Source organism: Micromonospora sp. NBC_01638 (assembly GCF_045209745.1).
Lineage (GTDB): Bacteria > Actinomycetota > Actinomycetes > Mycobacteriales > Micromonosporaceae > Micromonospora.
On the sequence record NZ_CP109273.1, the window covers coordinates 351,016 to 363,201 of the forward strand.

The following is a 12,186-nucleotide window of genomic DNA, read 5'->3' on the forward strand; positions in this document are numbered from 1 at the left end:
CTCTTCGTGTAGGCCGCTCGCGGCGGCCCACCGGGCCGGTGGCCAGGCCGTCACCACGGCCGGCCGCCCCCGGCACTGCGGTCGCAGCACCCGGCTAGTCCGGCGTGCGCACCCGTGTGGTCGCGCTCGAGGCGCAGACCGGCCGCCGCGAGCGCCCCTGCTCGTCACCCCGGTGCCTCCCCGCCCGTTTCATCTCTGTGGACACCACTCCGACCCCGACACCCGACACCGCCCCCAGGGACGCGCCCCGCCCAGACGGCAGGGGTAGCGGCACGGGCACCGGCAGCGGCACCGGGCGGCACCGCACCGGCTCGACCGGCGACGCATCGGAGGCCACCCGGACCACCAGCACCGGGAGCAGGTCCACGACCGGCCGGCCCACCGGCGCGCGCCGCGCCGCCACCGGCCGCAACGCCTCAGCACGCCGGACCACCACCGGGCGGAGCCCCGAGGACATGGAGACGACCACCCGCCGCGACGGCACCGCCGCCGACATCGCTGACCCCGCCGATCAGACGGCAGACACCGTCGGCCCGGCCTCGACCAGCCGCCGCCGGCGTACGGTGCTGCTGTTGCTCGGTCTGACCGCGGTGACGTCCGCGACGGCGTTGGTGCTCGGGCTGTTGAGCTGGGCCCCCGACCCGCCCGAGCCGGCCCGGCCGCTGACCCTCGCCGAGGGCGAGCGACTGGCCGCCGTGCGGGTCACCAACCTGCGGGACCTGCGGGCCGGAGTCCGCGTCACCGCTGGCACCGACGCCGCCCGGATCGAGCTGGTGGGCTGGGTGGACTGGTCGCGGTCACTGCTCTACCTCGACGTGGGCGGCCCGGGCGCGGGTGCCGAACGCGGGCTGCTGCAGAGGGCCGGCCCGATGCTGGTGATCCGGCCCGACCCGGCAGCGGTGCCCACCCCCGCCGCACCCCCGCTGGTGCCTCCGACGGACCGCTGGCGGCTGCACCGCCTGGCACCCGAGGCGAAGCTGGCGCCGGTGCTCGATCTGCTCCTGGGCCTCGCCGCCGACCGCCCGGACCCGACCCGGACGGTGCCGGGCGGCGGTGCGCGCTGGCTCGCCCGGGACACCGTGGCGGGCGGCCCGGTGGACGTCCTTCAGGCGCCACTGCCCGCTGGGACACCATTCGCCGCCAGCACCGCACCGGCCAGCACCGCATCGGGCGGCACCGCGGCACCCGCGCCGATCGCCGGGTCGACGGGTACCGACCCGGACACGCAGGCCCGGTACTGGCTCGACCAGGACGCCCGCCTGCACAAGCTGGTGACCCAACTGCCCGGTGTCGGCCCGGTCACGATGATCCTCAACCGGGCGGACCGGCCGACATTGCGGCCGGTGGACGCACTCGGCGGCCGCCCCGGCCTGCCCCGCGCGCTGACCGACGCCGAGCAGGGTCGGCTGGACCGGCTGCCGGCCCGGCTACGCGCCCAGGGTGGTGCCACGGTGACGCTGACCGCGCCGATGGGCACGGACACGAACCTGCGGGGCGCCGGCTGGTTGAGCTGGACGGCGCGTACCGCGTACCTCGCGGTTGCCGATCTGGGCCTACCGGATCGCCGGACCCTGCTGCGGCGCGACACCGCCGGTCTGGCCCGGGCGGACCTGCCGGCGGTCGCCGCTGGCGGCGGCACCGCGGAGGCGCCGGGTCGGCCACCGCTGCCGCCCCCGGCCGGGGCGTGGCGGGTCTTTCGAACCGGCGGGGACGACCTGAGTCTGCTGGTCGACACCGCGCTGGCCGCCGGGTCGGTCGGGCAGAGCGGTGCGGCCGTGCGGGTACGCGAGGACGTCGTCGTCGGGCGGACCGTGGACGTCGTCGAGTTGGGTTCGGCCGACGCGCGGCTGCGTTACTGGATCGACCGAACCGGGTCACTACGCCGGCTGGAGCTGCACACCGGCGCCGGCGTGTGGGCCCAACTGGATCTCCACCCCGCCGTGGTGCCCCGACTGCCTCCGGTGCCCCGCCCGGCCGCCACCCGGGCGCCCCGCACCCACTGAACCCGTGCCTCTCAGGGCCGCCAGTCGGTCTGCGCGGCCCACTGCTCGGCCCGCAGGTACTCCTCGTCGAACCACGGATCGCGGGCCGTGCCGGAGCCGCCGGCTCCCGGTGCCGCGTCGGCCAGGTTCCGCTCGACCAGCAGGTACGCGGCCCGCTGATCCGGGTCGGCACGCAGGTGGTCGCGCATCAGCAGCGCGTACCGCCAGCCCGGCGAGTCCGCCACCCGCACGTGCAGGCGAACCGGGCGCGCCGGGTCCGCGCTGCCGTGCAGCCGCTTCTCCCACCGACCACTGCCGGCCGGGCGCGGATCGTCCCACCACTGCCCCGGCACCCGTGGGAACCCGGCGTTCGCCAGCCGGTCGGCCAGCGCCCCGTCGGCGTCGGCGAGGTTGGGCACGACCACCTGCACATCGATGACGTCCTGGGCGGCCTGGCCGGGCACCGCGGTCGCGCCGACGTGGTCGATCCGCAGGGCGTCCGAGGCGAGCGCGTGTCGGATCCGGGCGGCCAGCCGCGCGTACTGCCCGGACCAGCTGGCATCGGCCCCGGCCACGTCGCCCCGGCCCGGCGGGACCACCCGTCGCTCGCGCAGGTTGTCCTCGTAGGGCAGCAGCCGCTGTCGCCACAGCGCGTCGACGGCGTCATGCAGCGCCGCCAGGCTCCCGTCGTTGGTCAGCACCACGTCCGCAGCCGCCCGGCGGCGGGCGTCGTCGGCCTGGGCGGCGATCCGCCGCTCGGCCTCCGCGCGATCCATCCCCCGGTCGCGCGCCAGCCGTTCCAGTCGGGTCGTCACGGCAGTCTGCACCACGATCACGAGGTGGTACGTGGGCGCGAGACCCACCTCGACCAGCAGCGGTACGTCGTTGACGACAATCGAGTCGGGTGCCGCCGCGGCGGCCAGCTCAGCGGTGCGGGCCCGGACCCGGGGGTGGGTGATCGCCTCCAGCCGACGGCGGGCGGTCTCGTCGGCGAACACCACCGCGCCCAGTGCGGCACGGTCCAGTGCGCCATCGGCATCCAGCACCGCGTCGGAGAAGGCGGCAACGATCTCGGCCAGCCCCTCCGTGCCGGGTGCGACGACCTCCCGGGCCACCCGGTCGGCGTCGATGAGCACCGCGCCCCGCTCGACGAGCCGCGCGGCCACCGCGCTCTTGCCGGACCCGATTCCGCCGGTCAACCCCACTCTCAGCACCCGACCAGTCAACCGGATCACGAGCCCGACCGCCAAACCCACCGACCGCCCGGCAAGGTCGTGCTCGATCACGCGGCTCGGGCCCCGACCCCGGGTCGGGGCTCCGGTCCGTCCGGCGAGATCGTGCTCGACCCAGGATGTAGTGGGGTGCGGGGGGCTTGAAGGCCCCTACATCGTGGATCGAGCACGATCTTGTAGGTCAGCGTCGGCCTCCGCGCGGTGCGCTGGGCGCACCTCCCCGGGGAATGGCGAGGGCCCCGCCCCCAGCGATCCGGAGATCGCGGGGACGGGGCCCGTCGTCGTTCAGCGGGTCACTTACCGCCGGCGAGCTTCTCCCGCAGTGCGGCGAGCGCCTCGTCGGTGGCCAGGGTGCCGGCCGGCTCCTCGGCCTGCCGGCTCGGGGCCGGGCTGGACGAAGAGGTGGTGCCACCGCCACCGCCGCCAGCGGCCGGGACGACCGGAGTCGGGTTGGCAGCAGCCTCGGCGTCGGCAGCCCGAGAGGTCTGCACCTGCTTGGTGTGGGCCTCCCAGCGCACACGAGCCTCGGCGTACTGGTTCTCCCAGGTCTCGCGCTGCTTGTCGTACCCCTCGAGCCACTCGCCCGTCTCCGGGTCGAAGCCCTCCGGGTAGATGTAGTTGCCCTCGGTGTCGTACGTCGCAGCCATGCCGTAGAGGGTCGGGTCGAAGTGCTCCTCGCCCTCGACGAAGCCCTCGTTGGCCTGCTTGAGCGACAGCGAGATCCGGCGACGCTCCAGGTCGATGTCGATGACCTTGACCATGACCTCGGAGCCGACCTGGACGACCTGCTCCGGGATCTCCACGTGACGCTCGGCCAGCTCGGAGATGTGGACCAGGCCCTCGATGCCGTCGTCCACGCGGACGAACGCGCCGAACGGGACCAGCTTGGTGACCTTACCCGGCACGATCTGCTGGATCGCGTGGGTGCGGGCGAACTGCCGCCACGGGTCCTCCTGGGTCGCCTTCAGCGACAGCGAGACCCGCTCGCGGTCCAGGTCGACGTCCAGGACCTCGACCTCGACCTCCTGGCCCACCTCGACGACCTCGGACGGGTGGTCGATGTGCTTCCAGGACAGCTCGGAGACGTGCACCAGACCGTCGACGCCGCCAAGGTCGACGAATGCGCCGAAGTTGACGATCGAGGACACGACGCCCTTGCGGACCTGGCCCTTCTGCAGCTTGTTGAGGAACTCGGTGCGCACCTCGGACTGCGTCTGCTCCAGCCAGGCCCGGCGGGACAGGACCACGTTGTTGCGGTTCTTGTCCAGCTCGATGATCTTGGCCTCGAGCTCCCGCCCGACGTACGGCTGCAGGTCGCGCACACGACGCATCTCGACCAGGGACGCGGGCAGGAAGCCGCGCAGCCCGATGTCGAGGATGAGGCCGCCCTTGACCACCTCGATGACCGAACCGCGGACGACGCCGTCCTCGTCCTTGATCTTCTCGATCGTGCCCCAGGCCCGCTCGTACTGTGCCCGCTTCTTGGAGAGGATCAGACGACCCTCCTTGTCCTCCTTCTGGAGGACAAGGGCCTCGATGTGGTCACCAACCGTCACAACCTCGGCGGGGTCCACGTCGTGCTTGATCGACAACTCACGAGAGGGAATGACACCCTCGGTCTTGTAGCCGATGTCGAGCAGGACCTCGTCCCGATCGACCTTGACGACGGTGCCTTCGACAATGTCGCCGTCGTTGAAGTACTTGATGGTCTCGTCGATCGCGGCGAGGAATGCCTCCTCGGAACCGAGATCGTCGTGGGTGACCCGGGTGGCGCTCGAGGGGGCCTCGATGCTGCTCGTCATGTGGGCGGTTGCTCCGGTCGGTGGGTTGTCACAGCAGGCTGGTGTCGCAGTGACCTGTTCGCGCCAGCGGATCCGTCGCCGGGCACACCGAACGATCGCCTAGTGAGATCATGATGTGGCTCCGACGACCGCGTACCTGCTCCCTGCCGAGGCAACGCGATCCGCGAGCGCATCGTCTAGCCTACCGTGCGCATTACCACAGCGTGCAAGCCCTCCCGGCTTCTCTCCATGTGGTGACCTGCGAAAGCCGAACAATCGCCCAGAAACGACCCCTGCTGTCGCCTGCGTCACAACAGCCCCAGCCGCCACAAACCCCTTGCACGGATTTCTCCTCGCCCCGCCGCGCCGGAGGACGGGCGGGGGCGGGGGTTGGTTCGGGGCTCGGCGGGTCGGGCCGGCCCAGCGGGGGGATCGGCCACGGCGGGGCCTAGCGTGGGCGCGTGGATGACGACAGCCGGGTCACCCGGCGCCGGGTGGGTGACGCCGAGGCTCGGCGGGCCAACCGCGGCTGGTGGGACACCGACGCCGACGACTATCAGGCTGAGCACGGCGCGTTCCTCGGCGAGGTGGACTTCGTCTGGTGCCCGGAGGGGCTGCGCGAGGCCGATGCCCGCCTGCTCGGTGACCTGTCCGGGCGGCGGGTGCTGGAGGTGGGCTCCGGCGCGGCTGCCGCGGCCCGCTGGCTGGCCACCCAGGGCGCCTGGCCGGTCGCCTTCGACCTGTCCGCCGGCATGCTGCGGCACGCTGTCGAGGCAGCCGACCGCACCGGGGTACGCGTGCCGCTGGTGCAGGCCGACGCGCTCGCCCTGCCGTTCGCCGACCGGTCGTTCGACGTCGCCTGCACCGCCTTCGGCGCGATCCCGTTCGTGGACGACTCCGCGGCACTGCTCGCCGAGGTGCATCGGGTGCTGCGCCCCGGGGGGCGGTGGGTGTTCTCGGTGACCCACCCGATGCGCTGGATCTTCCTCGACGACCCCGGCGAGGGTGGGCTGACCGCCACGCACTCGTACTTCGACCGCTCCCCCTACGTGGAGCAGGACGAATCCGGCGTGGCCACCTACGTCGAGCAGCACCGCACGCTCGGCGACCGGGTTCGGGAGCTGGTCGACGCCGGGTTCCGACTGCTGGACCTGGTGGAGCCGGAGTGGCCGCAGGGACACGAGGGGATCTGGGGGCAGTGGAGCCCGCTGCGGGGGCGACTCTTCCCCGGCACCGCCATCTTCGTCACCGAGAAGCCAGCCGACTGAGCGCGTCGCACCCTGGGTGCGACCTTTGTCCCATCGATCGCCGGTAGGCTCGACCCCATGAGCGCGGAGTCCATCCCCACACCACCTGGCCCCTGGTGTCCGGACCCGATGCGGCAGCAGCGTGCCGACTACACGCTGGAAGACCTGCTCGCCCTGCCGGACGACGCCCCCCGCGTCGAACTCGTCGACGGAGTTATCCAGGTGACACCATCCCCCACCCTGGGCCATCAGAACATCTCCAGCCTGCTTTGGCTCTGGCTGCGCAACCACGCGCCGCTTCACCTCGGCGCCGCACAGGCCATCGGAGTCAAGCTCAGCCACAACACCAGCCGACAGCCGGATGTGCTGTTGCACCGCGTTGGCGTGGCGTCCGTCCATTCGATCCTGCGATCGGCAGACGTCGTCCTCGCTGTGGAGATCGTTTCGCCGGGCACCCGACGGATCGACCGGTTCGCCAAACCCGGCGAATATGCTGCCGCCGGCATCCCGTTCTACTGGCGGATCGAGCAGGATCCGGTGCACGTCTACGCGTACCGGATCGGCGACCGGGTCGGTCCCGGCGGTGAGCGGCAGTACGAGCTGGTCACCGCCGGTGCCGACGTGATCGAGCTGACCGAACCGTTCGAGATCAAACTGCCGATCGCCGAGATCACGCCGTAGTCGGCCGGCTGCCGTTTCGCCCCTGCGGTGCCGGGTAGCCGGAGCCTATGGCCGAGCAGAGGGAATTCCGCGATGGCGACCACGTCTCCTGGGCCAGTCACAGCGGCCGGGCGTACGGCGTGGTCAAGGAGAAGCTGACCGATCGGACGCACGTGCGCGGGCACGCCGTGAACGCGACGGAGAACGAGCCGCAGTACCGCATCCGCAACGACGACTCGGGCCGCGACGTGGCCCACCGACCCGAGGTGCTGCGTCATGAGCGGTCGTGACGACGGGCGGGACACCTGTCGGGAGTTCACCGAGGCAGTGAACATGAAGCCCGGCGAGTTGTCCGGCTGGCTGGAAACCGACGAGTCCAAACAGGTCGGCTGGCACAAGGGCGGTCGCTCTGGCGGTGGCGAGTCCGTTGGGCACGAATCCGGCCGAAAGATCATCAACCTGTTGCGCCGCAAGCGCGGCGACCTGTCCGAGGGCGACTACAAGCACATGCGCAAGGTGGTCGGCTATGTCCGCCGGCACATGGCCCAGCGCCCCTCCGGCAACGTCCGCGACACCAAATGGCGCTGGTCGCTGATGAACTGGGGTCACGACCCCCTGAAGTAACCCACCGGGCCAGGCCCAACCACTCTGATTCACCACACCAACGGCCGCGACCAGGGTGACCCAGTCGGGTTCCGGGGCAAGACAAAATCAGTGATCAGCGCTGTTCCAGTCTCGGCCGAAGCCGACCGACACCTCCAACGGCACCGACAGCGGATACGCCCCGCCCATCTCCTGCCGGACCAGTGCCTCCAACGCCTTCCGCTCACCAGGGGCGACCTCGAAGACCAGCTCGTCGTGCACCTGCAACAGCATCCGCGAGCGCAGCCCGGCCTTGCTCAGCGCGGTGTCGACGTGCAGCATCGCCACCTTGATGATGTCGGCCGCGGAGCCCTGGATCGGCGCGTTGAGCGCCATCCGCTCGGCGATGTCACGGCGCTGCCGGTTGTCACTGACCAGGTCGGGCAGGTAGCGGCGGCGACCCAGGATGGTCGAGGTGTAGCCGTCCTGGCGTGCCCGGGCGACCACCTGCTGCAGGTAGTCGCGCACGCCGCCGAAGCCGGCGAAGTAGTTTTCCATCAGCCCGCGCGCCTCGTCGGTGCCGATGTTGAGCTGCTGGGACAGGCCGAACGCGCTCAGCCCGTACGCCAGGCCGTAGTTCATGGCCTTGATCTTGCGACGCTGGTCGGGGGTGACCGCGTCGAGCGGCACCCCGAAGACCGACGAGGCGGTGGCGGCGTGGAAGTCGGCGCCGGAGTTGAACGCCTCGATCAGCGCGTCGTCCGACGAGAGGTGCGCCATGATGCGCATCTCGATCTGGCTGTAGTCGGCGGTGAGGAGGCACTCGTAACCCTCCCCCACCACGAAGGCCCGACGGATCCGCCGGCCCTCCTCGGTGCGGATCGGGATGTTCTGCAGGTTGGGCTCGGTGGAGGAGAGCCGACCGGTGGCCGCCACCGTCTGGTTGAAGGTGGTGTGGATCCGACCGTCGTCGGAGACCGACTTGAGCAGACCATCGACGGTTGACTTGAGCTTGGCCACGTCCCGGTGGCGCAGCAGGTGGGCCAACACCGGGTGCGGCTGCTGCGCGTAGAGCCACTGCAGCGCGTCGGCGTCGGTGGTGTAACCCGTCTTGATCTTCTTGGTCTTCGGCAGGCTCAACTCGGTGAAGAGGATCTCCTGCAACTGCTTGGGCGAGCCGAGGTTGAACTCCCGGCCCACCGCCTCGTACGCACCTTGCGCGGCGGCCTTCACCTCGGCGGCGAAGTGCGCCTCCAACTCGGACAGATAATCCGTGTCGGCGGCGATGCCGGTGCTCTCCATGCCGGCGAGCACCCGCATCAGCGGCAGCTCCACCCCGGCCATCAGCCGGGCGGACTGCTCGCCGTCACGGGACAGCTCAGCGTCGATCGCGTCAGCCAGGTCGAGAGTGGCCCGGGCCTGGAGCATCAGGTTCTGCTCGACCACCCCTTCGTCGCCCAGCCCGTCGAGGGTGAGCTGGCCGGACTCCGGAACGTCCACCCGCAGCTCCCGGTGCAGATAGCGCAGCGCCAGGTCGGTCAGGTCGTAGGACCGCTGATCGGGGCGGGCCAGGTACGCGGCGATCTGGGTGTCCCGGACGATGCCGGCGAGTTGCCAGCCGTGCGCGGCGCAGGCCAGCACGGCCGGTTTGCTGTCGTGCAGCACCTTGGGTCGCTGCACGTCGGCCAGCCAGCCGGCCAGGGCGCCCTCGTCGGTCGGGTCGAGCCCGGCCGGGTCAACCCAGGCCGCCGCACCCCCGGCGGTGGCCAGCGCCAGACCGGTGATCGAGGCGCTGTGCCGGCGGTTGGGGCCGGTGTCGAGCTTGACCGCCAACCCGACCGGAGTGCCGGTCGGTGCATGCGTGGTCAGCCAGCCGGCCAGCGCGCCGGGCTCGGTCAGCACTTCGCCGGTGAGGTCGAACCCGGACTCGGCCTCCGGCTCGACCGCTTCCAGGTACTGGTAGAGACGGTCGCGCAGGATGCGGAACTCGAGGGTGTCAAAGACCTGGTGCACCGCTTCCCGGTCCCAACCGGTCCAGCGGGTGTCCTCCGGGCGAAGCGGCAGGTCGAGGTCGGTGATGAGGCGGTTGATCTCGTAGTTGCGGATCACGTCGGCGAGCCGCTCGCGCAGGCTGTCGCCGGCCTTGCCCTTGATCTCGTCGGCGCGGGCGATCACGCCCTCCACGCCGCCGTAGGTGGTGATCCACTTGGCGGCGGTCTTCGGGCCGACGCCCGGGATGCCGGGCAGGTTGTCGCTGGTCTCGCCGACCAGCGCGGCCAGGTCCCGGTACTGCTGCGGCCCGACGCCGTACTTCGCCTCGATCGCCGCCGGGTCCATCCGGGCCAGGTCGGAGACACCCTTGCGCGGGTAGAGGACGGTGACCTGGTCGCCGACCAGCTGGAACGCGTCCCGGTCACCGCTGCTGATCAGCACCGACATGCCCTGGTCGCGGGCCTGGCAGGCGAGCGTGGCGATGACGTCGTCGGCCTCGAAGCCCTCCTTCTCCACCACCGGGATCTGCAGCGCGGCCAGGACCTCCTTGACCAGGCTGACCTGACCCTTGAAGTCGGTCGGGGTCTCGCTGCGGCCGGCCTTGTACTCCGCGTACCTGTCGGTGCGGAAGGAACGGCGGGAGACGTCGAAGGCCACCACGATGTGGGTGGGCTGCTCGTCGCGCAGCACGTTGATCAGCATCGAGGTGAAGCCGTACACCGCGTTGGTCGGCTGACCTGTCGTGGTGGAGAAGTTTTCCACCGGCAGGGCGAAGAAAGCCCGGTATGCCAGGGAATGTCCGTCGACGAGGAGCAGGCGCGGCGTCGTAGCTGTCACGGCAGCGACTCTAGTCCGCCGCTACGACAGACCGGGACACCGGCACGGCACCCGGCGCGGCCGTCGGACGACCGCGCCGGGTACGGCTCAGAGCACCTTGGCCAGGAACGCCTTCGTCCGGTCGTGCCGGGGGTTGGCGATCACCTCGCGCGGGTCGCCGGACTCCACCACCACGCCGTCGTCCATGAAGACCAACGAGTCGCCGACCTCCCGGGCGAAGCCGATCTCGTGGGTCACCACGATCATGGTCATCCCGTCGCGGGCCAGGCCCTTCATCACGTCCAGGACCTCGCCCACCAACTCCGGGTCCAGGGCGCTGGTCGGCTCGTCGAAGAGCATCAGCTTCGGCCGCATCGCGAGGGCCCGGGCGATCGCCACCCGCTGCTGCTGCCCGCCGGAGAGCTGACCCGGGTACGCCCCGAGCTTGTCGCCCAGCCCCACCCGCTCCAGCAACTGCGCGGCCCGGTCCCGGGCTTCGGCCTTCTTCGCCCGGCGCAGCAACACCGGCGCCTCGACGATGTTCTGCATCACCGTCATGTGCGGGAAGAGGTTGAACCGCTGGAACACCATGCCAATCGCCCGGCGCTGCGCGGCCACCTCCTTCTCCCGCAGCTCGTGCAGCTTGCCGCCGCGCTCCCGGTAGCCGATCAGGTCGCCGTCCACCCAGATCCGTCCGGCGTCGATCTTTTCCAGGTGGTTGACGCAGCGCAGGAACGTCGACTTGCCGGAGCCGGAGGGCCCGAGCAGGCAGCACACCTCGCCGGCGCGCACCTCCAGGTCGATGCCCTTGAGCACCTCGAGAGGCCCGAACGACTTGTGTACCTGCTCGGCCCGGACCATCAGGCCGGACTCCACCGCGGGCGTGCCTGTCTGGGCGGGAATGAGCTGCCCGGTCAATGTGTACCTCCTCCGCCGCCGCCGTATTCCGCGCCGAGCGTACGGAGCCGGATCCGCGCCCGCTCGGTCCGCCCGTATCCCTTGGCGAAGTGCCGCTCCAGGAAGTACTGCCCGAGCAGCAGGATGCTGGCCAGGAAGAGGTACCAGAGCACGGCCGCGACGTACATCGGAAAGATCTGGAATGTCCGCTTTCCCACCGCGTCGAGCTGGAAGAACAGCTCCATGCTGTACGGCACGGCCATCAGCAGCGAGGTGTCCTTCAGCATCGCGATGGTTTCGTTGCCGGTCGGCGGGATGATCACGCGCATCGCCTGGGGAAGCACGATCCGGCGCAGGATCTGGCCCCGGCTCATGCCGAGCGCCGAGGCCGCCTCACTCTGCCCCTCGTCCACCGACTGGATGCCCGCCCGCACGATCTCCGCCATGTAGCCCGCTTCGGAGAGCGCCAGCCCGAGCAGGCCGGCCACGAAGCCGGTCAGCACGTCGCGGGAGGTGAACCCGAAGGCCCGCAGCTGCAGGTTGTCGATCCCGAAGAGTTGGCCGATCTGGGTGTCGAAGGGCACGCCGAACTCGATCCGGCTCCACAGGATGCCGAGGTTGCCGAAGACGGCCAGCAGCACCAGCCGGGGCACCGCCCGGAAGACCCAGGTGTAGAGCCAGGCGACCACCCGCAGGATCGGGTTGGTCGAGAGCCGCATGATCGCCACCACGATGCCCAGGGACACCCCCAGCAGCATCGCGCAGATGGTCATCAGCACGGCGCCGCGCAGCACTCCCTCGATGATCGGCGGCCGGAACATGTTGTCGACCATGAACGACCAATTGAAATTGTCGTTCGTGACCAGCAGATGCACGAACATCGCCGCCAGGACCGCCAGCACTGCGATGGCGGCCCAGCGGCCGGGGTGCCGCACGGGCACGGCCTTGATCGGTTCAGGCCGTGCCCGTACGGTCGTCGTTTCCTCGGTTGTCATGG

Annotated in this window: 9 protein-coding genes and 1 pseudogene; 5 read left to right on the forward strand and 5 right to left on the reverse strand. The window is 70.9% G+C overall.

Annotation, left to right across the window (positions count from 1 at the left end; all coding sequences use genetic code 11):
- Positions 1-197: 197 nt before the first annotated feature.
- On the forward strand, positions 198-2,003 hold the full coding sequence (locus tag OG811_RS01500; protein ID WP_406071543.1) for a hypothetical protein: 1,806 nt from the start codon (positions 198-200) through the stop codon (positions 2,001-2,003).
- 11 nt (positions 2,004-2,014) lie between these two features.
- Here OG811_RS01500 and coaE read toward each other — a convergent pair whose 3' ends face one another.
- Entirely contained in the window at positions 2,015-3,196 is a 1,182-nt protein-coding gene (coaE, locus tag OG811_RS01505) for a dephospho-CoA kinase (protein WP_406071545.1), read from the reverse strand.
- 311 nt (positions 3,197-3,507) lie between these two features.
- Positions 3,508-5,016 (reverse strand): 30S ribosomal protein S1, encoded by a 1,509-nt coding sequence (gene rpsA, locus OG811_RS01510; protein WP_406071547.1) that lies wholly within the window; start codon positions 5,014-5,016, stop codon positions 3,508-3,510.
- Between the two features lie 440 nt (positions 5,017-5,456).
- Between rpsA and OG811_RS01515 the strand changes: the two genes are divergently transcribed.
- The 4 genes and pseudogenes from OG811_RS01515 to OG811_RS01530 form a co-directional block, all read left to right on the forward strand.
- Positions 5,457-6,263: a class I SAM-dependent methyltransferase gene (locus OG811_RS01515; protein WP_406071549.1), complete on the forward strand. Its 807-nt coding sequence runs from the start codon at positions 5,457-5,459 to the stop codon at positions 6,261-6,263.
- Positions 6,264-6,320: 57 nt separating this feature from the next.
- Positions 6,321-6,923, forward strand: a complete 603-nt coding sequence (locus OG811_RS01520; RefSeq protein ID WP_406071550.1) for a Uma2 family endonuclease — start codon at positions 6,321-6,323, stop codon at positions 6,921-6,923.
- 47 nt (positions 6,924-6,970) lie between these two features.
- Positions 6,971-7,192, forward strand: coding sequence for a DUF2945 domain-containing protein (locus OG811_RS01525; RefSeq protein WP_406071552.1), 222 nt, complete (start codon positions 6,971-6,973; stop codon positions 7,190-7,192).
- Positions 7,179-7,523: pseudogene (locus tag OG811_RS01530) on the forward strand (DUF3140 domain-containing protein); the annotation flags it as partial. The gene OG811_RS01525 and the pseudogene OG811_RS01530, both read left to right, overlap by 14 nt.
- Before the next feature lie 90 nt (positions 7,524-7,613).
- On the opposite strand, the gene polA reads toward OG811_RS01530, so the two are convergent.
- From polA to OG811_RS01545, 3 genes are all read right to left on the reverse strand, one after another.
- Positions 7,614-10,313 (reverse strand): DNA polymerase I, encoded by a 2,700-nt coding sequence (gene polA / locus OG811_RS01535; protein WP_406071554.1) that lies wholly within the window; start codon positions 10,311-10,313, stop codon positions 7,614-7,616.
- An 87-nt stretch (positions 10,314-10,400) separates the two neighbouring features.
- Positions 10,401-11,153 carry an amino acid ABC transporter ATP-binding protein gene (locus OG811_RS01540; protein ID WP_406075447.1) on the reverse strand — a complete coding sequence of 251 codons (753 nt, stop codon included), beginning with the start codon at positions 11,151-11,153 and terminating at the stop codon, positions 10,401-10,403.
- A 53-nt stretch (positions 11,154-11,206) separates the two neighbouring features.
- Positions 11,207-12,184, reverse strand: a complete 978-nt coding sequence (locus OG811_RS01545) for an amino acid ABC transporter permease (protein WP_406071556.1) — start codon at positions 12,182-12,184, stop codon at positions 11,207-11,209.
- Positions 12,185-12,186: the final 2 nt, after the last annotated feature.